General features: G+C 71.3%; 18 protein-coding genes and 1 riboswitch. Of the genes, 10 read left to right on the plus strand and 8 right to left on the minus strand.

The genetic code is table 11. The features are described 5' to 3' along the window. Positions 1-80: 80 nt before the first annotated feature. Positions 81-1,019, plus strand: coding sequence for a carbohydrate-binding protein (locus GA0115233_RS19685; protein WP_093721566.1), 939 nt, complete (start codon positions 81-83; stop codon positions 1,017-1,019). On the opposite strand, the gene GA0115233_RS19690 is transcribed toward GA0115233_RS19685, so the two are convergent. From GA0115233_RS19690 to GA0115233_RS19700, 3 genes are all read right to left on the minus strand, one after another. Further along, positions 1,016-1,948 (minus strand): 1-phosphofructokinase family hexose kinase, encoded by a 933-nt coding sequence (locus GA0115233_RS19690; protein WP_093721567.1) that lies wholly within the window; start codon positions 1,946-1,948, stop codon positions 1,016-1,018. The two genes, GA0115233_RS19685 and GA0115233_RS19690, sit on opposite strands and share 4 nt — an antisense overlap. A gap of 116 nt (positions 1,949-2,064) precedes the next feature. Further along, positions 2,065-3,195, minus strand: a complete 1,131-nt coding sequence (gene nagA, locus GA0115233_RS19695; protein WP_093721613.1) for an N-acetylglucosamine-6-phosphate deacetylase — start codon at positions 3,193-3,195, stop codon at positions 2,065-2,067. A 62-nt stretch (positions 3,196-3,257) separates the two neighbouring features. Beyond that, positions 3,258-4,199, minus strand: a complete 942-nt coding sequence (locus GA0115233_RS19700) for an ROK family protein (protein ID WP_093721568.1) — start codon at positions 4,197-4,199, stop codon at positions 3,258-3,260. A gap of 134 nt (positions 4,200-4,333) precedes the next feature. On the opposite strand from GA0115233_RS19700, the gene GA0115233_RS19705 reads away from it, so the two are divergent. The 3 genes from GA0115233_RS19705 to otsB are packed head-to-tail and all read left to right on the plus strand — an operon-like array spanning position 4,334 to position 6,746. Next, positions 4,334-5,581 (plus strand): extracellular solute-binding protein, encoded by a 1,248-nt coding sequence (locus GA0115233_RS19705; protein ID WP_250742424.1) that lies wholly within the window; start codon positions 4,334-4,336, stop codon positions 5,579-5,581. A 49-nt stretch (positions 5,582-5,630) separates the two neighbouring features. Further along, positions 5,631-5,864: a DUF3263 domain-containing protein gene (locus GA0115233_RS19710; protein ID WP_093721570.1), complete on the plus strand. Its 234-nt coding sequence runs from the start codon at positions 5,631-5,633 to the stop codon at positions 5,862-5,864. A 33-nt stretch (positions 5,865-5,897) separates the two neighbouring features. Next, positions 5,898-6,746 (plus strand): trehalose-phosphatase, encoded by an 849-nt coding sequence (gene otsB, locus GA0115233_RS19715; RefSeq protein ID WP_093721571.1) that lies wholly within the window; start codon positions 5,898-5,900, stop codon positions 6,744-6,746. 328 nt (positions 6,747-7,074) lie between these two features. Here the strand turns inward: otsB and GA0115233_RS19720 are convergent, their stop codons facing one another. Both GA0115233_RS19720 and GA0115233_RS19725 read right to left on the minus strand, forming a co-directional pair. Next, on the minus strand, positions 7,075-8,493 hold the full coding sequence (locus tag GA0115233_RS19720; RefSeq protein WP_176711869.1) for an alpha,alpha-trehalose-phosphate synthase (UDP-forming): 1,419 nt from the start codon (positions 8,491-8,493) through the stop codon (positions 7,075-7,077). Positions 8,494-8,566: 73 nt separating this feature from the next. Then, a complete protein-coding gene (locus GA0115233_RS19725; protein WP_093721573.1) occupies positions 8,567-9,511 on the minus strand; it encodes a glucosyl-3-phosphoglycerate synthase in 945 nt (314 codons plus the stop codon). 173 nt (positions 9,512-9,684) lie between these two features. Next, positions 9,685-9,824: riboswitch (SAM riboswitch) on the plus strand. 18 nt (positions 9,825-9,842) lie between these two features. Between GA0115233_RS19725 and thrC the strand changes: the two genes are divergently transcribed. The 6 genes from thrC (at position 9,843) to GA0115233_RS19755 (ending at position 16,911) form a co-directional block, all read left to right on the plus strand. Continuing rightward, positions 9,843-11,129, plus strand: a complete 1,287-nt coding sequence (thrC, locus tag GA0115233_RS19730; RefSeq protein ID WP_093721574.1) for a threonine synthase — start codon at positions 9,843-9,845, stop codon at positions 11,127-11,129. Next, positions 11,126-11,401: a MoaD/ThiS family protein gene (locus GA0115233_RS19735; protein ID WP_093721575.1), complete on the plus strand. Its 276-nt coding sequence runs from the start codon at positions 11,126-11,128 to the stop codon at positions 11,399-11,401. Before thrC ends, GA0115233_RS19735 begins: the two co-directional genes overlap by 4 nt. A 430-nt stretch (positions 11,402-11,831) precedes the next feature. Next, on the plus strand, positions 11,832-12,035 hold the full coding sequence (locus GA0115233_RS19740; protein ID WP_004986573.1) for a cold-shock protein: 204 nt from the start codon (positions 11,832-11,834) through the stop codon (positions 12,033-12,035). A 332-nt stretch (positions 12,036-12,367) separates the two neighbouring features. Further along, positions 12,368-13,990 (plus strand): chaperonin GroEL, encoded by a 1,623-nt coding sequence (groL, locus tag GA0115233_RS19745; protein WP_093721576.1) that lies wholly within the window; start codon positions 12,368-12,370, stop codon positions 13,988-13,990. 201 nt (positions 13,991-14,191) lie between these two features. Then, complete coding sequence (locus GA0115233_RS19750; RefSeq protein WP_093721577.1) at positions 14,192-15,322, plus strand: NADH:flavin oxidoreductase; 1,131 nt, start codon at positions 14,192-14,194, stop codon at positions 15,320-15,322. 143 nt (positions 15,323-15,465) lie between these two features. Further along, on the plus strand, positions 15,466-16,911 hold the full coding sequence (locus GA0115233_RS19755; protein WP_093721578.1) for an MFS transporter: 1,446 nt from the start codon (positions 15,466-15,468) through the stop codon (positions 16,909-16,911). A 23-nt stretch (positions 16,912-16,934) separates the two neighbouring features. Here the strand turns inward: GA0115233_RS19755 and GA0115233_RS19760 are convergent, their stop codons facing one another. The 3 genes from GA0115233_RS19760 to GA0115233_RS19770 are packed head-to-tail and all read right to left on the minus strand — an operon-like array spanning position 16,935 to position 20,227. Then, positions 16,935-18,320, minus strand: coding sequence for a PTS transporter subunit EIIC (locus GA0115233_RS19760; RefSeq protein ID WP_093721579.1), 1,386 nt, complete (start codon positions 18,318-18,320; stop codon positions 16,935-16,937). Positions 18,321-18,336: 16 nt separating this feature from the next. Beyond that, a complete protein-coding gene (murQ, locus tag GA0115233_RS19765) occupies positions 18,337-19,272 on the minus strand; it encodes an N-acetylmuramic acid 6-phosphate etherase (RefSeq protein WP_093721580.1) in 936 nt (311 codons plus the stop codon). A 40-nt stretch (positions 19,273-19,312) separates the two neighbouring features. Then, positions 19,313-20,227, minus strand: a complete 915-nt coding sequence (locus tag GA0115233_RS19770) for a MurR/RpiR family transcriptional regulator (RefSeq protein ID WP_093721581.1) — start codon at positions 20,225-20,227, stop codon at positions 19,313-19,315. Positions 20,228-20,244 lie beyond the last annotated feature (17 nt).

A 20,244-nucleotide genomic window follows, 5' to 3' on the forward strand; every position in this document is an offset into this window, starting at 1 on the left:
GTTTGGGTCAGCTGGAGCGGGTAGGCTCGCCCTTCGTCACACGTACCGAATCCGCCCGCACCTGGTGAGGAGACCTAGGGATGACGTCCGGCAACAACGGCGCCGATACGCCCGAGGACGACGACCCGTTCGGCTACCTCTACGCCGACGGGCAGGCCAACGGGGCCCAGCCGCCGTCCGGGGGCTATGGCTACCCGAACTCGGTCAACCGGGTGCGCTCGGTCGGCCAGCGGCAGTACGGCCAGCAGGCGGCGCCGACGGCCGCGTACGGCCAGGTTCCGCAGCAGCAGGGTGCCTACGGCCAGCCGAACGCCCACTACGCGGCCCCGGAGACCCTGCCCGGCGGCGCTCCGACCACCCAGCAGGCCCCGGCGTACAGCGGCGGCAGCGGCCGCGGCGGCGGGCCCAACACCAAGGGCCTGCTGATCGGCGCCATCGCTGTCGTCGCGGCGGTGGTCATCGGCATCGCGGTGGCCATGGCGGGCGGCGACGACGAGCCCGACGACAACAACCAGGCCGGCGGCTCCACCCCGACCCAGCAGGAGACCAAGGAGTCGACTCCCTCCAAGGAGGCCAAGGAGGAGAAGCCGAAGGACCTGCCGGAGATCGACGCCAAGGCGCTGCGGCTTTCGCCCGGTGTGACCACGGCGTCGGACGTGCAGGGTGCCAACGCGGGCACGTATGTCACGGGCCTCAACCAGCCCGGCGCCTCGGTCACCTGGACGGTCGACGACATCCCCGAGGACGGCCCCTACACGCTGTTCACGCGGTTCAGCGTGCCCGGCAAGGACCAGTCGATGACGCTCACCGTCAACGGCAAGGTCTTCCCGACCAAGGTCAACTTCTCCAACTTCGCGCACGCACCCGAGGGCGACTACGAGAAGGGCTGGGCCGACACCTTCTCGTATCCGGCACTCAACAAGGGCACCAACACCCTCACCCTGTCCTGTGAGAACGGCGACAAGTGCGACGTCCTGCTGGACCAGATGTGGATCAAGGCGGGGAACGTCAAGAACTAGGCCGCGCTGACCTCCCCGGTCACCTTCACCCGCCCCAGCAGTTCCTCGTACGTCCCCCGGTCGAACTCCCCGGCCACCGGGGACAGGACGCTCGCCGCTGACAGGGCTGCCGCGCGGGTCAGGCGGTCCGGCCAGGGGAGGTTCTCCACCAGGGCCGAGAGCAGGCCCGCCATTGCCGCGTCGCCCGCGCCCGTCGGGTTGCCGTGCAGGGAGGCCGGGGGCGTGGCGCGCCAGCGGCCCTCCGGGGTGTGGGCCAGCAGGCCCTCCGCGCCGAGGGAGGCGACCACCGCGTGGGCGCCCCGACGGCGGGCGTCCTGGACGGCGCCCAACGGCTCGTGGGAGCCGGTGAGTTCGGCCAGTTCGTCGGCGTTGGGCTTGACGATGTCGGGGCGGGCGGCGACCGCGCGGCGCAGGGGCTCGCCGCTGGTGTCCAGCAGCACTGGGACGCCCGCCGCACGGGCGGTGCGGATCAGACCCGCGTACGCGTTCACCGGGACGCCCGGCGGGAGGCTGCCGCACAGGGCGACCGCGTCGGCGGACGGCAGCAGGTCGTCGTAGCGGCGCTGGAAGGCGGCCCATTCGGTGGGGGTGACGGCCGGGCCCGGTTCGTTGAGCTGGGTGGTGTCGCCGGTCACGTCGTCCACGACGGCTATGGTGCGGCGCGTGGCGCCGGTGCCGAGCGGGACGAGGGCGTCGTGCAACCCCTCGGTGGCGGCGAGCAGTTCGCGTACGACGTCGCCCGTGGCCCCGCCGGCGAAGCCGGTCGCCGTCACCTCGTGGCCGAGGGCCGCCAGGACCCGTGCCACGTTCAGGCCCTTGCCGCCGGGGCGTTCGAGGACCCCGGTGACCCGGTGGGAGGCGTGCGGCTTGAGCCCCCGTACGCGATAGGTGATGTCGAGAGCGGTGTTCAGCGTGACCGTGAGGATCACCCCGGACCGACCTCCCCCCGAAAAGCGGTGCTGACTCTTCCGATCCTGATCATGCCAAACAGACGGCGGCCGTCCCAGCCCTCGGGACGGCCGCCGCCTGTCTGTTACCGGACGGATCACACCAGGTGGGGTTCGACCACCCAAACCCCCCGGCGCAGCACGCCCTTCACGTCGAAGGAGGCGTCCAGGAGTACCAGGTCGGCGTACTTGCCGGGCTCCAGGGAGCCGATCGAGTCGGACATGCCGAGCAGCCGGGCGGGGGTGGTGGACAGGGCGGTGACCGCGTCCTCGACGGAGAGCCCGTCCAGGGTCACCGCGCGCTTGAAGGCGCGGTCCAGGGTGAGGGTGGAGCCCGCGATCGAGCCGCCCTCCACCAGCCGGGCCACACCGTCGGCGACCTCGACCTCCAGCGGGCCGAGCATGTAGCGGCCGTCGCCGAAGCCGGCCGCGTCCATGGCGTCGGTGATGAACGCGACCCGGTCGGGGCCCGCGTGATGGAACGCCAGCTGGAGGGAGGCGGGGTGCAGATGCGTGCCGTCGTTGATCAGCTCGACGGTGATCCGCTCGTCCTCCAGCAGCGCCGCGATCGGTCCCGGGGCCCGGTGACCCAGCGCGGGCATGGCGTTAAACAGGTGCGTCGCCACGGTGGCGCCCGCGTCGATCGCCTCCACGGTCTGCTCGTACGTGGCGTCCGTGTGCCCGATCGCCGCGATGACCCCGTGCTCGGCGAGCAGCCGCACCGAGTCGACGCCGCCGGGGAGTTCGGTGGCGAGGGTGACCATCCGGGCCTGGCCGCGGGCGGCGTCGATCAGCTTGCGCACCTCGGCCGGGTCGGGGTCGCGCAGCAGTTCCTCGGAGTGCGCGCCCTTGCGGCACGGGGAGATGAACGGCCCCTCGAAGTGGATGCCGGCCAGGTCGCCCTGCTCGGCCAGCTCGGACAGCAGCCCGGCGCGCTGGGCGAGGAAGTCCATGTCGCCGGTGACGGTGGAGGCGACCAGGGTGGTCGTGCCGTGCCTGCGGTGGGTGTCGATGCCGGTCAGCACGTCCTCGACGGTGCCGGAGGTGAAGCTGGCACCGCCGCCGCCGTGGTTGTGGATGTCGACGAAGCCGGGCACCACGTAGTGGCCGGTGACGTCGATGACCTGGGCGTTCTCCTGAGCGTTCGCGGCGATCCGGTCGCCCTCGACGACCACCTCGCCGTTGTCGACGACCCCGCCGGGCAGTGCCACCCGGGCACCCTTGAGGATCGTCTGCGCTCCGGTGCGGAGCCGCGTGTCGGCGCCGCTCCGCGCCCCTGGGGGAGTTGCCATCAGGTCGTTACCTCCGTGCCGTCAGTAGTGTCGAGGAGATCCCAGGCCAGTAGCCCGGCGCCGAGGCATCCCGCCGCGTCCCCCAAGGCCGCCGGGACGATCGTCGGAAGCTTCTGGAACGTGACCCGCTGCCGGACGGCGTCCCGCAGCGGTGTGAACAAGGTTTCCCCCGCCTCGGCGAGGCCGCCACCGATGATCAGTGTGCGCGGGTCCAGCAGGGTGAGCGCCGTGACCAGGCCGTCGGCGAGCGCGTCCACGGCCTGCTGCCAGACCCGTACGGCATTCGGGTCGCCGGACGCGACGGCCTTCGCGCAGTCCGCGGCGTCCGCGTCCGGGTCGCCGCTGGCCGCCGCCCACGCCTCGGAGACCGCCGAGGCGGAGGCGAGCCGCTCCAGGCAGCCGCGCTGGCCGCAGGGGCACTCGGGGCCGCCGGGGCGTACGACGACATGGCCGATCTCGCCCGCGAAGCCGTGCGCCCCGGCCTCCACGCGCCCGTCCACGCCGATCGCGCCCGCGATGCCGGTGCCCAGCGCCACGAACAGGAACCGGTCCGCGCCCTTGCCCGCGCCGATCCGGCCCTCGGCGAGGCCGCCGGTGCGCACGTCGTGGCCGAGGGCGACCGGGACGCCGAGCATGGAGGTGAGCAGGCGGCGCAGGGGAACGTCGCGCCAGCCCAGGTTGGCGGCGTAGGCGGCGACACCGGCCGCCTCGTCGACGATGCCGGGGACGGCGACGCCGGCCGCGGCGGGGGGCTCGCCGAGGGTCTCGGCGCCGTGGGCGCGCAGTTCGGCGGCGAAGTCGAGGATGTTCGCGACGACCGCGTCGGGGCCGCGTTCGCGCCCGGTCGGGCGGCGCGCCTCGTACAGCAGCGCGCCGTCCGCCCCGACCAGGGCGGCTTTCATCCCGGTGCCGCCCACGTCGAGGGCGATGACATGTCTCACGGGGGACAGTGTGACCCTTGTACCGGTAAGAGGTCTAGTCCACTACGTGGTGTAGACCTTATGGTTTGCTTCGAAATTTTTCGCGACGGGCTGGTTTGGGGCTGAGGTATTACATGCGGCGTCGGAGCACAGGGATGGTCGCGGTGCTGTCCGCGCTGGGCGTGACGGCGGTCCTGGGCGGCTGCGGGGTGACCGGTGGATCGGACCCGGTCACACTGAGGCTGGTCGCCGCGGACTACGGCGACAGTGCGGGGAACAGTTCCAAGAAGTACTGGGACGCGCTGGTCGAGGCGTACGAGAAGGACCACCCCGATGTGCGGGTCGAGGTCAGCGTGTACTCCTGGACGGACGTCGACCGCAAGGTCAAGGAGATGGTCGACGCGGACAAGGCGCCCGACCTGGCGCAGATCGGCGCGTACGCCGACTACGCCAAGGCGGACAAGCTCTACACCGCCAGCGAGCTGCTCTCCATCACCACCCAGGCCAACTTCCTGCCGCAGCTCGCCTCCGCGGGGGCGGTGAAGGGGGAGCAGTACGGGATGCCGTTCGCCTCCTCCACCCGGCTGCTCTTCTACAACAAGGACCTGTTCGCCCAGGCCGGCCTCCAGCCGCCGAAGACCTGGGCGGAGCTGAAGGCGGCCGCCGCGGCGCTGAAGGCGGACGGCGTGAAGTTCCCCTACGCGCTGCCGCTCGGGCCCGAGGAGGCGCAGGCCGAGACCATGCAGTGGCTGCTCAGCGGCGGGGGCGGCTACACCGACACCAACGCGGGCATCTACAGCATCGACGACCCGGAGAACGTCAAGACGTTCGACTGGCTGAAGTCCGAGCTGGTCGGCGAGGACCTGGTCGGGCCGGTCGCGCCCCGGTCGCTCAACCGCGCGGACGCCTTCGAGGCGTTCACCGAGGGCGATGTCGGCATGCTCAACGGGCATCCCACGCTGATGAAGGCCGCGGAGGACAAGGGCGTGAAGTTCGGCATGGTGCCGATGCCCGGCGAGGACGGGCCGACCCGGATCTCCATGGGCGTCGCCGACTGGATGATGGCCTTCAAGCAGAACGGGCACGCGGAGGAGGCCGGGGACTTCCTGGACTTCGTCTACGAGGACGAGAACGTGCTGGAGTTCTCCCGCCGGTACGACCTGCTGCCGGTGACGATGCCGGTGTGGGACGTCATGAGCGAGGCGAAGGAGGACGCGCACCTCAAGCCGTTCCTGGAGGCGCTGCCGACCTCCGAGCTGTACCCGGTGGGCCGTACGTCCTGGGCGGCGGTGAACGCGGAGATCAAGAAGAAGATAGGCGGCGCGGTCGCCTACGGCGGTGACCCGGCCACCGTCCTGGGCGAACTCCAGGCGAGGGCGTCGAAGGAGGAGACGGCGGAGTAGGGCCGGGTGTGAGGGCCGGGTGTCAGTGGCGCCGGTTACGGTTCGTCCCGTGAACCAGGAACCACTGAACCCGAGGGAACAGTCCGTCCTGGCCCTGGAGCGCCGCGGTTTCCCGACGCCCGGCGCGAAGGAACGAGCGATACGCGAGGAACTGGACCTGTCCCCGGTGCGCTACTACCAGCTCCTCAACGCCCTGCTGGACGACCCGCGCGCGCTGGCCCACGACCCGGTGACGGTGAACCGGCTGCGCCGGGTGCGGGAGGCGCGGCGGGCGGAGCGATGATTCGCGGGGCGCTGGGTGGATAGGGTCCCTCGTATGGGCAGCCACACGGATTCGACCGCCTTGCCGGAGCCCGCGACGCCCGCTGGACGGGCCGGGCTCGACGCGATTCTCGCCGATCCGGGGCGGGCGGTGATCGCGCTCGACTTCGACGGGACCCTCGCGCCGATCGTGCCGGACCCCGAGCAGGCCCGGGCCCACCCCGACGCGGTGCCCGCGCTCGCCGCGCTCGCGCCGAAGGTGGCCTCCGTGGTGGTGGTCACCGGCCGCCCGGCGGGCGTCGCGGTCCGCTACGGCGGGTTCGCGGGCGTTGCCGGCCTGGACCATCTGGTGGTCCTCGGCCACTACGGCGCCGAGCGCTGGGACGCCGTCACCGGTACGGTCACCGCCCCCGCGCCCGACCCCGGCGTCGCCGCCGCCCGCGCCGAACTGCCCGGGGTCCTCGACGGCGTCGGCGCCTGGCAGGGCACCTGGATCGAGGAGAAGGGCCGCGCGGTCGCCGTGCACACCCGGCGCGCCGCCGACCCGCAGGCCGCCTTCGAGGCCCTGCGCAAGCCGCTCGACGACCTCGCCGCCCGCCACGGCCTGATCGTCGAGCCGGGCCGCATGGTCCTGGAACTCCGCCCCCCGGGCATGGACAAGGGCGTGGCCCTCCTCGACTACGCCCGCGAGGCCGACGCCGGCTCGATCCTCTACGCCGGCGACGACCTGGGCGACCTCCCGGCCTACGCCGCGGTCGAACAACTCCGCTCGGAGGGCACCCCCGGCCTGCTGATCTGCAGCGGCAGCGAGGAGGTCCCGGACCTGGCGAAGAAGGCAGACGTGGTGGTACCGGGGCCGGAGGCGGTGGCGGGGTTGCTACGGGCCCTGGCGGAGGCCCTGTAGGGCGTCGCCCACGAGGCACCGGGGCCGACCCGACGGCTTCACCGGGCGCCGTGGTGGCGTGGCGCCGGGCCGCGGCTTGGCGGGCGGGCTTGAGGGACCCGCGGTGCCTTGGGCCAGTGGCAGCCGGGGGCTCGCGGCTGAAGGCGGGCACCACGGTGGCCTGGCGGTCGCCGACGGGCCGGGGGTGCCGTGCGCTCCCGACTGCGGGCTCTGGCCCGGCGGCGGGGTCGGGAGGGGGACCTCCGGGCGGGTGCTTGTGGCGTGCCGCTCGTCGTGACCGTGCGGGGCTTCGGGCCGTGCACGTGGCCCGGTAAGTCCCCGGTGTTCCTCAGGCCGTCAGTGCGTTCAGTTGGTCCAGGAACCACTGTTTGGGGGGCAGGGCCGTGGCCGCCGCCGACAGGCGCTTGCTGCGTTCCGCGCGTTCGGGCTGGGGCATGAGCAGGGCCGTGTGGAGGGCTTGCGCGGTGTCGAGGATGTCGTACGGGTTGACCACCAGGGCGTCCTCGGCGAGTTCCTCGTGGGCGCCCGCCTCGCGGGAGAGGACCAGGGCGCAGCCCTCGTCCGAGACGATCGGGACCTCCTTGGCGACCAGGTTCATGCCGTCGCGCACCGGGTTGACCAGGGCCACGTCGGCGATGCGGTAGGCCGCCAGGGAGCGGGCGAAGTCGTCCTTGACGTGGAGCACCACCGGGGTCCACGTCGGGGTGCCGTACTCGGCGTTGATCCCGTCGGCCACCCGCTGGACCTCCGCCGTGTAGTCGCGGTAGACCGCGAGGTCCTGGCGGGAGGGGTAGGCGAAGGCCACATGGGCCACGCGCTCGTGCCACTCGGGGTGGTCGGCGAGCAGTTGGCGGTACGCCAGGAGGCCCCGGACGATGTTCTTCGACAGCTCCGTACGGTCCACCCGGACGATCGTGCGGCGCGGTTCGCCGGACGGTGCCGGGCCGATCTCCGCGCGCAGGGCCTCGATGCGCTCCTCGACGTCCGGCTCGTGGGACCTCGCCCGCAGGAACTCCGCGTCCGCGCCCAGGCCGTGCACGCCGACCTGCGTACCGCCCAGACCGCCCGCCAGCTTCGTGGCGCACGCCGTGAAGGCGTCCGCCCAGCGCCGGGTGAGGAAGCCGAGCCGGTCCGCGCCGAGCATGCCCTCAAGGACCTCCGTCGCCACCCGGTCGGGCAGCATCCGGAAGTAGTCCACCGGCGCCCAGGGGGTGTGCGAGAAGTGGCCGATGCGCAGGTCGGGCCGGAGCTTGCGGAGCAGACCCGGCACCAGCGTGAGGTGGTAGTCCTGCACCAGGACCGCCGCGCCCTCGGCCGCCTCGTCGGCCAGCGCCTCGGCGAAGGCCCGGTTGTAGCGGCCGTAGTTCTCCCACTGCCGCCAGAAACCGGCGTCGAAGACCGGCTCCAGCGGGGTCTGGTACAGCATGTGGTGCACGAACCACAGCACCGAGTTCGCGACCCCGTTGTACGCGTCCGCGTGCACCTCGGCCGGGATCGGCAGCATCCGCACGCCGTCCTCGCCGACCCCGCGGGCCACCGCCTCCCGGTCGCCGTCGGACAGCGCCGAGCACACCCACAGCGCACCCGCGTCCGGCCCGATGGCCGACAGACCCGAGACCAGCCCGCCGCCGCCCCGTTTGGCGCGCAGCGAACCGTCCTCCTGGACGGCGTAGGAGACCGGCCCGCGGTTCGACGCGACCAGCACCTGGGCGGCTCCTCGGGCGGAAGTCACATGCGTGGAAGCCATGTGCTCCAACCTAGCCCGTGCCGTAAACGCTCAAACGTACGAGCCGCCGGACGGGACGAGCATCACGCCGCCCTCACGCCACTTTTCGTGACGCGTACTCCGCGATCTCCACCATCGGCGGGCGCTCCTCGGTGTCCACCGAGTACGTCCGCGGCTCGAACCCGTCCTCGCCGCGCTCGAACTGGATCAGCGAGGGCCGCACCAGGTGCCCGCGGGCCAGCCTGAGCTGCGCCGTGCGGTAGATCGCCGCCGACATCCGGCCGAGCGCCTGCCCGTCCTGGTGCCGGTGCTTGCGCACGCCCACGTCCACCTGGGCCAGCGCGTCCAGCCCCACCAGGTGCAGCGCGTCCACCAGCATGCCCAGCTCCACGCCGTAGCCGACCGGGAACGGCAGCTGCTCCAGCAGGGTGCGCCGGGCCGCGTACTCCCCGCCCAGCGGCTGCACGAACCCCGCGAGCTGCGGCCAGTGCATGTTCAGCAGCGGGCGTGCCATCAGCTCGGTGACCCGGCCGCCCTGCCCGGCGGCGCCGCCCAGCGGACGGTCGTACATCGCCTTGACCAGGTCCACCCCGGGGTCGGTGAGCAGCGGGCCGACGATCCCGGAGACGAAGTCCGAGGAGAACTCCTTCAGGTCCGCGTCGATGAAGCAGACGATGTCGCCCCGGGTGACCAGCAGCGACCGCCACAGCACCTCGCCCTTGCCGGGCACGGTCGGGATGCGCGGCAGGATCTCGTCCCGGTGCACCACTGTCGCGCCGGCCGCCGCCGCGACCTCGGAGGTGCGGTCGGTCGAACCGGAGTCGACGACCACGATCTCGTCGACCAGCGGCACCTGCTGCATCAGGTCGTGCCTGATCACGGCGACGATGTCGCCGACCGTCTCCTCCTCGTTGAGCGCGGGCAGGACCACACTGACCGTCTGGCCGGTGCGCTGCTTGGCCGCCAGAATCCGGTGGAGCGGTCGATCGGTCACCGACCAGGAGCGCTCGGTCAGCCAGCGCTCGACTTCGTTCAGCACAGTGCGCGGCTCCTTCGGGCCGGCCGCGGATGCGGCTTGTGGATGGGGCTTGTGGATGGGTTCGTCTCGCGGTTCGGACGACTATCTCAACTGTCCAGGTCGTCGGTTACAGTCTTGAACAACGCGGATGACCATCGCATGTCCGGGATGGCCCGACGTTCACAACTTCATACCGCTCATCCAGAGGGGCAGAGGGATACGGCCCGATGAAGCCCCGGCAACCCTCCAGTCGGCTCTCGTTCACGCGAGGCTCCCGGCTAGGGAAGGTGCCAAATCCGTCTCACGGCGAGATGCGTCGTGAGGAAGATGAGGAGAAAGGGCCTCGCCTCACATGGCTGTGCAGACTGTCGCAAGCACCGGCAATACCACCGTCGACCTCGGACCCGCCGCCGCCCTGAGCTGCCGCGAATGCGGTCACCGCGTCCCCCTCGGCCCGGTCTTCGCGTGCGAGGAGTGTTTCGGCCCGCTGGAGATCGCCTACGACTTCTCGTCCTACGACACCGAGGAGCTCCGCAAGCGCATCGAGGCGGGACCCGCGAACATCTGGCGCTACGCGCCGCTGCTGCCCGTCCCCGCGGACGTGGCCGACAAGCCGAACCTCAACCCCGGCTGGACCAAGCTCGTCAAGGCCGACAACCTGGCCCGCACGCTCGGCGTGACCGGCGGTTTGTATGTGAAGGACGACTCCGGTAACCCGACGCACTCCTTCAAGGACCGCGTCGTCGCCCAGGCCCTGGAGGCCGCCCGCGCCTTCGGCTTCACCACCCTGTCCTGCTCCTCCACCGGCAACCTGGCCGGCGCCGTCGGCGCCGCCGCGGCCCGCGCCGGCCTCCGCTCCTGCGTGTTCATCCCGCACGACCTGGAGCAGGGCAAGGTCGTCATGGCCGCCGTCTACGGCGGCGAGCTGGTCGGCATCGAGGGCAACTACGACGATGTGAACCGCTTCTGCTCCGAGCTGATCGGCGACCCGGCCGGCGAGGGCTGGGGCTTCGTCAACGTCAACCTGCGGCCGTACTACGCGGAAGGCTCCAAGACCCTCGCGTACGAGATCTGCGAGCAGCTCGGCTGGCGGCTCCCGGACCAGATCGTGGTGCCGATCGCCTCCGGTTCGCAGCTGACGAAGATCGACAAGGGTCTGCAGGAGCTGATCAAGCTCGGGCTGGTCGAGGACAGGCCGTACAAGATCTTCGGTGCGCAGGCCGAGGGCTGCTCCCCGGTGTCGGTGGCCTTCAAGGCGGGCCATGACGTGGTCCGTCCGCAGAAGCCGAACACCATCGCCAAGTCGCTGGCCATCGGCAACCCGGCGGACGGCCCGTACGTGCTGGACATCGCCCGCCGCACCGGCGGCGCGGTGGAGGACGTGACCGACGAGCAGGTCGTGGACGCCATCAAGATCCTGGCCCGGACCGAGGGTATCTTCGCCGAGACCGCGGGCGGGGTGACCGTCGGCGTCACCAAGAAGCTCATCGAGAACGGCGTCCTCGACCCCACCAAGACGACCGTCGTGCTCAACACCGGCGACGGACTGAAGACCCTGGACGCGGTGGCCGGCACCGGCCTGACCGCGACCATCCGCCCGAACCTCGACTCCTTCCGAGAGGCTGGCCTCGCATCATGAGCGTCAACGTCCGCATCCCCACGATCCTGCGCACCTACACCGGTGGCGCCGCCGAGGTGACGGCCGAGGGCGCGACCCTCGCCGAGGTCATCGCCGACCTGGAGAAGAACCACACCGGCATCGCCGCGCGCGTCCTGGACGACCAGGGCAAGCTGCGCCGCTTCGTCAACGTGTACGTCAACGACGACGACGTCCGCTTCGAGCAGGGCCTGGAGACGGCGACCCCCGACGGCGCCGGGATCTCCATCATTCCCGCGGTCGCCGGCGGCTGATCGTTACCGTCGGTAAGGTGCGTCACAGAGAGTTCACCGAATTGCCCTCTCCGTAAGAGAAACGGAGGGGGCAATTCTGCATGGTTAGACGCGATAGAGTTGGGGAACGTGCCTGCTCTTTGCATGCCGGACGCATATGAACGCGCACTCCGCATGCGCAAGAAGTAGCCAAAGTGTGCGTGCCTTTTGCGTCATTCGCGCCTTTTGTTGGGCCCGACTTGCCCTGAATTCGGGCGAATTCTCACTACATTCCGGACCGGGTGCGTCCAGAATTCTCGTCCGATTGACCTGTTGCAGACGGCAGTTGGACAGATACATTCAGCCGCGGTCGACGCGTTCCGGCGCACGCCCCCAACGACTGGGGGGTGAGGTCTGACCCGGGTCCGCGAAGTGTGGATCTGTGCAAGGGCCAGTAATAGGGGAGTTAGGCATGGCTCAGGGCACCGTCAAGTGGTTCAACGCGGAGAAGGGGTACGGCTTCATCGCGGTCGACGGTGGTGCGGATGTTTTCGTCCACTACAGCGCGATCCAGATGGACGGGTACCGCACCCTGGAAGAGGGCCAGCGGGTCGAGTTCGAGATCTCGCAGGGCCAGAAGGGCCCGCAGGCCGACATGGTTCGCGTCACTGCCTGAACGCGCGACCAACGAACCGCAAGCGAGTCTTCTGCAGAAGGGCCCGTGCCCAGGGGACCCAACTCCCCGGGTGCGGGCCCTTCCGCATGCCCTCCGGGCTGCCGGAACACCCTCGGCACACCCCGCCCGATCCCTGGGAGCCGCTTGCACTCGCAGGGGCCGAGTGCTAATCATTGGCGTTAGCACTCTGAAGGTGAGAGTGACAAAGAAGGACCGGGTCGGTGAGGCCGCAGGCCGGGTGGGGCAAGGAACCACGAGGCAGGCAGGCCGTCCGTCGCGGGCGCGGGCGCGGTCCGAAGGAATCACCCCCAGTCCTGGAGGGACCACTTCACATGGCCAAGATCATCGCGTTCGACGAGGAGGCGCGGCGCGGCCTCGAGCGCGGCATGAACCAGCTCGCGGACGCCGTGAAGGTGACGCTCGGCCCCAAGGGCCGCAACGTCGTCCTCGAGAAGAAGTGGGGCGCCCCCACGATCACCAACGATGGTGTCTCCATCGCCAAGGAGATCGAGCTCGAGGACCCGTACGAGAAGATCGGCGCCGAGCTGGTCAAGGAAGTCGCCAAGAAGACGGACGACGTCGCCGGTGACGGTACGACCACCGCGACCGTTCTCGCCCAGGCACTGGTCCGCGAGGGTCTGCGCAACGTCGCCGCCGGTGCCAACCCGATGGCTCTGAAGCGCGGCATCGAGAAGGCCGTCGAGGCCGTCTCCGCCGCCCTGCTGGAGCAGGCCAAGGATGTCGAGACCAAGGAGCAGATCGCTTCCACGGCCTCCATCTCCGCCGCCGACACCCAGATCGGCGAGCTGATCGCCGAGGCCATGGACAAGGTCGGCAAGGAAGGCGTCATCACCGTCGAGGAGTCCCAGACCTTCGGTCTGGAGCTGGAGCTCACCGAGGGTATGCGCTTCGACAAGGGCTACATCTCGGCGTACTTCGCCACCGACATGGAGCGTATGGAGGCCGTCCTCGACGACCCGTACATCCTGATCGCCAACTCCAAGATCTCCGCGGTCAAGGACCTGCTCCCGCTGCTGGAGAAGGTCATGCAGTCGGGCAAGCCGCTGCTGATCATCGCCGAGGACGTCGAGGGCGAGGCCCTGTCGACCCTGGTCGTCAACAAGATCCGCGGCACCTTCAAGTCCGTCGCCGTCAAGGCCCCGGGCTTCGGTGACCGCCGCAAGGCGATGCTGAACGACATCGCCATCCTCACCGGCGGCGAGGTCATCTCCGAGGAGGTCGGTCTCAAGCTGGAGAACACGACCCTCGACCTCCTGGGCAAGGCCCGCAAGGTCGTCATCACCAAGGACGAGACCACCATCGTCGACGGTGCCGGCTCCTCCGAGCAGGTCCAGGGCCGGGTCAACCAGATCCGCGCCGAGATCGAGAACAGCGACTCCGACTACGACCGCGAGAAGCTCCAGGAGCGCCTGGCCAAGCTCGCGGGCGGCGTGGCCGTCATCAAGGCCGGTGCCGCCACCGAGGTGGAGCTCAAGGAGCGCAAGCACCGCATCGAGGACGCGGTGCGCAACGCCAAGGCCGCCGTCGAGGAGGGCATCGTCGCCGGTGGTGGCGTGGCCCTGCTGCAGGCCTCGCAGGTCTTCGAGAAGCTGGAGCTGGAGGGTGACGAGGCGACCGGCGCCAACGCCGTGAAGCTCGCCCTGGAGGCCCCGCTGAAGCAGATCGCCGTCAACGGTGGTCTTGAGGGCGGCGTCGTCGTGGAGAAGGTCCGCGGTCTGCAGGTCGGCCACGGTCTGAACGCCGCGACCGGCGAGTACGTCGACATGATCGCCGAGGGCATCATCGACCCGGCGAAGGTGACCCGTTCCGCGCTGCAGAACGCCGCCTCCATCGCCGCGCTGTTCCTCACCACCGAGGCCGTCATCGCCGACAAGCCGGAGAAGGCCGCCGCGGCCGCTCCGGGCGGCATGCCGGGCGGTGACATGGACTTCTGATCAACCCCTGGTTGATCCACGTCCTTGCCGAGGGCGGCACTCCCTGTTCCGTACAGGGGGTGCCGCCCTCGGGCGTGTCCGGGGTCACATCAGGGGCCGGGGGAGAGGGGGAATGGGCCGCGGGGCCCGGCGGGTTGACGCTGAACAGCATTCCATGCACACGCACATACCAGCCGGCACCCCCTCCCAAGGAGCCCCCACGTGACCGTCACCGCGTCCGAGGTCGCCACGCGCGCCGCCGAGATCCTCTCCCGCCCGGCCTCGATCAACGGCCTGACCGTCCCCAACCGCATCGTGATGGCGCCGATGACCCGCATGTTCTCCCCGGGCGGCATCCCGGGTGAGGACGTGGTGTCGTACTACGCCCGCCGGGCCGCGGCCGGGGTCGGCCTGATCGTCACCGAGGGCACGTACGTCGGACACGACTCCGCCGGGCAGAGCGACCGGGTGCCCCGGTTCCACGGGGCGGAGCAGCTCGCCGGGTGGACGAAGGTCGCGGACGCGGTGCACGCGGCGGGCGGCACGATCGTCCCGCAGCTGTGGCACATCGGCATGGTGCGCGAGCAGGGCCAGCCGCCGTTCCCCGAGGCCCCCGCCGTCGGCCCGTCCGGGCTGCGCGTCGGCGCCGACGAGCCGACCGGGAAGGCGATGACCCGGCAGGACCTGGACGACGTCATCGGCGCGTTCGCCGAGGCGGCGGCCGCCGCGGAGCGCATCGGCTTCGACGGCGTGGAGCTGCACGGCGCCCACGGTTACCTCATCGACCAGTTCCTGTGGGCGGGCACCAACCGCCGTACCGACGCCTACGGCGGCGACCCGGTCGCCCGTACCCGGTTCGCCGCGGAGATCGTGGCGGCCGTCCGTGCCTCCGTCTCGTCCGACTTCCCGGTGATCTTCCGCTATTCGCAGTGGAAGCAGGAGGTCTACGACGCCCGGCTCGCCGAGACCCCCGAGGAGCTGGAGGTGATCCTGACCCCGCTCGCCGAGGCCGGGGTGGACGCCTTCCACGCCTCCACCCGCCGCTACTGGCTCCCTGAGTTCGACGGCTCCGACCTCAACCTCGCGGGCTGGACGAAGAAGCTGACCGGCAGGCCCGCCGTCACCGTCGGCTCGGTCGGGCTGAACGGCGACTTCCTCAAGGCGTTCCAGGGCGAGGGCGCCGAGCTGGGCTCCCTCGACAACCTGCTGGAACGGCTGGAGCGCGACGAGTTCGACCTGGTCGCCGTGGGCCGGGCGCTGCTCCAGGACCCGAACTGGGCGCAGAGGGTCCTCTCCGGGCGGCTCTCCGAACTGGCCCCGTACGACCCGGCGTCGCTGACCAGGCTGACCTGACCGCAGCACGTCGACACCGACCAGGGGCCCGGTCCTGACCCGGGCCCCTGCTTCCGGCTTTGGAGTAAGTCAGTCAACTGACTTAAAGTTGCCCGAGTCAAGCTCTCTCGCGCATCCCCCTCTCGGCCGACGGAGGCCCCTTCATGTCCGACACGCCCGCACCGCCGCGGCCGAATGCCGTGGTGGCGGTGCTCGCCCTCGCCGGCATCGTCGTCTCGCTGATGCAGACCCTGGTCATCCCGATCGTCCCCGAGCTGCCGAGGCTGCTGGACGCCCCGGCCTCGGACACCGCCTGGGCGGTCACCGCCACCCTGCTCGCCGCCGCCGTGGCGACGCCGGTCGTCGGGCGGCTCGGCGACATGGTCGGCAAGCGGCGGATGCTGCTGGTCAGCGCCGTGCTGCTGGTCGCGGGCTCGCTGGTGTGCGCGCTCAGCGAGTCGCTGGTCCCGATGATCATCGGACGGGTGCTGCAGGGCCTTGCCTCCGGTGTGATCCCGCTCGGCATCAGCATCATGCGGGACGTGCTGCCCGCCGAGCGGCTGGCCTCGGCCACCGCGCTGATGAGCGCCTCCCTCGGCATCGGCGGCGCCCTCGGCCTGCCGGCCGCCGCGCTGATCGCCGACAACTTCGACTGGCACACCCTGTTCTGGACCTCGGCCGTCCTCGGCGCCGCCGCCACCGTGCTGGTGGTGCTGTTCGTCCCGGAGTCGAAGGTGCGCACGGGCGGCCGCTTCGACCTGCTCGGAGCCGCAGGCATGGCCGCCGGCCTGATCTGTCTCCTGCTGGCCATCTCCAAGGGCGCCGACTGGGGCTGGACCAGCGCCACCACGCTCGGCCTGTTCGCCGCGACCGCGCTGATCCTCCCCGCCTGGGGCTGGTGGGAGCTGCGGACCTCGCAGCCGCTGGTCGACCTGCGCACCACGGCCCGCCGTCAGGTGCTGGTCACCAACCTGGCCTCGATAGCCGTCGGCTTCGCCATGTTCGCGATGTCCCTGGTCCTGCCCCAGCTCCTCCAGCTCCCCGAGCAGACCGGCTACGGCCTCGGCCGTTCGATGCTGGTCGCGGGCCTGGTCATGGCCCCCTCCGGCCTGGTCATGATGGCCACGGCCCCCGTCTCGGCCGCCGTCTCCCGGGCCCGCGGCCCGAAGGTCACCCTCATGATCGGCGCCCTGATCGTGGCCGCCGGGTACGGCCTGAACATCCTGCTGATGTCCGAGGTCTGGCACTTCGTGCTGGTGTCCTGCGTCATCGGCGCCGGTATCGGCTTCACCTACGGCTCGATGCCCGCGCTCATCATGGCCGCCGTGCCCGCCTCCGAGACGGCCGCCGCGAACAGCCTCAACACCCTGATGCGCTCCATCGGCACCTCCACGGCCAGCGCCATCGCGGGCGTCATCCTCGCCCAGATGACCACGAACTTCGGCGGCTACGCCCTCCCCTCGGAGAACGGCTTCAAGGTGGTCCTCGCGGTCGGCGCCGGAGCGGCCCTGCTCGCCTTCGCGGTCGCGTCCTTCATCCCCCGCCAGGGCGTCCCACCGACACCGGCCACGGAACCGAAGACCCCGGCCGAGGCAGCGGCCAAGTCCTGAACTCGAAGGCGGTCGGGCGGCCGTCACCCGGCCCCCCGACCGCCTTCCGCTGCCCGCTGCAGCCCCCCGAACAGATACGTCGCCCCGAACCCGACCACGTACCCGGTGATCAGTCCGCCCGCGTACACCGTGACCGTCGTTGCCCAGCCGCCGTCGCCGGAGAGCAGGGGGAACAGGGCCCAGCCTGAGGGGCCGATGGCGGTGGAGCCGACGTGGTCGCCGAGCATGGCGAAGGTGCCGATGAAGGCGCCGCCCGCGGCTCCGCCGACGCAGGCCGTGAGGAAGGGGCGGCCGAGGGGGAGGGAGACGCCGTAGATGAGGGGTTCGCCGACGCCCAACAAGCCTGCTGGGAGGGCGGACTTGATGGTGGTGCGGAGGGAAGTGTCGTGGTGGAGGCGGACGTAGACCGCGAGCGCCGCGCCTACCTGGCCCGCGCCCGCCATCGCCAGGATGGGGAGCAGGACGGTGTGGCCCTGCTGTTCGATGAGCGTGGTGTGGATGGGGATCAGGGCCTGGTGCAGGCCCAGCATGACCAGGGGGAGGAACAGGCCGCCCAGGACCAGGCCCGCGAAGGCGCCCGTGGTCGACAGCAGCCAGTTCGCCGCCGTGCCGATGGCGGTGGAGATCTCACCGGCCGCGTACATGAGGCCGTAGAGCGTGCCGAGGCCCGCGACCAGGACCGTCACCGTGGGAGTCAGCAGCACGTCGAGCGCGCCCGGCACCCGGCCCCGGCACCGCTTCTCCACGTACGTGCCCAGCAGTGCCGCCGCCAGGGCGCCGAGGACTCCGCCCTGGCCGGGAGCGAGGGTCACCCCGAAGGCGGTCACCTTCGCGACCCCGGGGTAGACCACGACCGCCGCGACCGCGCCGCCCAGGACGGGGGTGCCGCCGAACTCCTTGGCCGTGTTGTGGCCGACGAACACCGCGATCAGCGACATGAAGGCGGCCGGGAGCACGGACAGCGCCGCCGTCACGCCGGGCAGCCACCCCAGGTTCACCAGCAGGCCGTTGACCCCGGCGAGGATGCCGCAGCCGATCAGCGCCGGGATCAGCGGGACGAAGATGTTCGCCAGGCGGCGCAGAAGGAGTTTGCCGGGGGTCGCGTTGCGGGCCTTGGCCTCCGCCTTCAACGCCTCGCCCTTCGCGGCCAGTTGGCCCGCGGAGGTGAGCAGCGCCTCGAACTCCGCCGTCACCCGCGCCACCACCCCCGGCCCCAGCACGATCTGGTACGTGTCGTCCTCGACCACCCCCAGCACCCCGGGCACCGCCCGCAGCGCCTCCTCGTCCACCAGGGAGCGGTCGGCCAGGCCCAGGCGCAGCCGGGTCATGCAGTGGGCGACGGAGGTGATGTTCGCGGGGCCGCCGACCAGGGGGAGGAGGGCGGCGGCGGTGTCGTACGAGGTGGTCACCCCCCGAGCGTGCGGTTCAGCTGCCCGCCGCCGCCAGCGCGGCACGCAGATGGCCGCCGGACTCCTCCAGAAGGCGGGCGGCGGTTGGGCCGTCCACGCCGGTGACGATGGCCAGGATGGCGTTCTTCACCTCGCCGTCGGTGGCGGCCAGCGCCCGCTCGATCTCCTCGTCGTCCGCGCCGGTCGCCAGCGCCACGATCCGCCGCGAGCGGGCCCGCAACTTGTCGTTGGAGGCGCGCACGTCGACCATCAGGTTCCCGTAGGTCTTGCCCAGCCGGATCATCGTGATCGTCGAGATCATGTTGAGGACCAGCTTCTGCGCCGTGCCGGACTTCAGCCGGGTGGAGCCGGTGAGGAACTCCGGCCCGACCACGATCTCGACGCCGTGCTCGGCGGCGGCCGCGAGCGCGCTGCCCGCGTTGCAGGACAGGCCGATCGTCAACGCGCCCAGCGCGCGGGCGTGTTCCACGGCGCCGATGGCGTAGGGCGTGCGGCCGGAGGCGGAGATGCCGACCACCGTGTCCAGGGGGGTCAGGGTGAGCGCGTCGAGGTCGGCGTGGGCCAGCTCCTTGGAGTCCTCGGCGCCCTCGACCGGGCTCACCATGGCCGTCGGACCGCCCGCGATCAGGCCGACGACCTGGCCGGGCTCGGTGTTGAAGGTGGGCGGGCACTCGGAGGCGTCGAGCACGCCGAGCCGTCCGGCGGTGCCCGCCCCGGCGTAGACCAGGCGTCCGCCGCGGGCCATGCGCTCGGCGACGGCGTCGATGGCGGCGGCGATCTCCGGCAGCCGCTCGGCGACGGCGGCGGGTACGGAGGTGTCCTCGCCGTTCATCAGGCGGGCCAGTTCGAGGGTGGGCAGCCGGTCGATGTCGGCGCGGTCGGGGCGGAACGCCTCGGTGGTCAGCGTCTCCAGCTCGGCGCGCAGCCGGCGGGTGTCGGACGTGGAGGTCATGGGCTCTTTCCGGGTGCGGGTGCGGCCTGGCCGTCGGTGCTCACCGTCGGTGCCGGTGGGCCAGGGCCTCGTAGGACGCCGACAGGGCGGGCGCCGCGGCCTCGTAGGTCCGCTGGGCGACACCGATGAACAGGCAGTCCACGACGAGCAGTTGACTGGTGCGGGAGGACATGGCCGCGGGGCGCAGCTCGCTCTCGCGGGCGGTGGAGGTGGTCAGCACGTGGTCCGCGTACTGGGCGACGGGCCCGTCCGGCCGTCCGGTGACGGCGACCGTGGTCGCGCCGTGCTCGAAGGCGACCCGAAGCGGTTCGATCACGTCCCCGGTGGAGCCGGAGTGGGTGAACGCGACGGCCACGTCGCCGCCGCGCAGTTGCACGGCGTTGGTGACGGCGAGGTGCGGGTCGCTGTGCGCGTGGGCTATGAGACCTATGCGCAGCAGTTTCTGCATGAGGTCCTGGGCGACCAGGGCGGAGGCGCCGACGCCGTAGACATCGATCCGGCGGGCGCCGGCCAGCGCGGTGACGGCGGCGCCGAGCTGGGCGGTGTCGAGTCCGGCCGCGGTGTCGGCGAGGGTCTGCTGCTCGTCGTAGGCGAGTTTGGCGACCACGTCGGCGATGGGGTCGTCCACCGCGATGTCGGTGGTGAGGGCGGGCGCGCGGCCGGACTGCTGCTGGGCGGCGAGTCCGGCGAGGGCCAGGCGAAGATCGCGGTAGCCGGGGTAGCCGAGCAGCCGGGCGGTGCGTACGACGGTGGCCTCGCTGGTGCCGGTCAGCTCCGCGAGTCCGGTGACGGTGAGCGCGGCGCAGCCCGCGGGGTCACCGGCGACGGCCTCGGCGACCCGCTGCATGGAGCGGGTCATGGACGGCGCCAAGGTGCGCACCTTGGCCGCGAGGGCGGCGGGCGCGGGCGGGGGACCGCTGGGCTTTTCGAAAGTTTCCTTCACGCGCTGGGTCACGATATGAAAGATATTTT

This window comes from Streptomyces sp. DI166, assembly GCF_900091315.1.
Lineage (GTDB): Bacteria > Actinomycetota > Actinomycetes > Streptomycetales > Streptomycetaceae > Streptomyces > Streptomyces fuscus.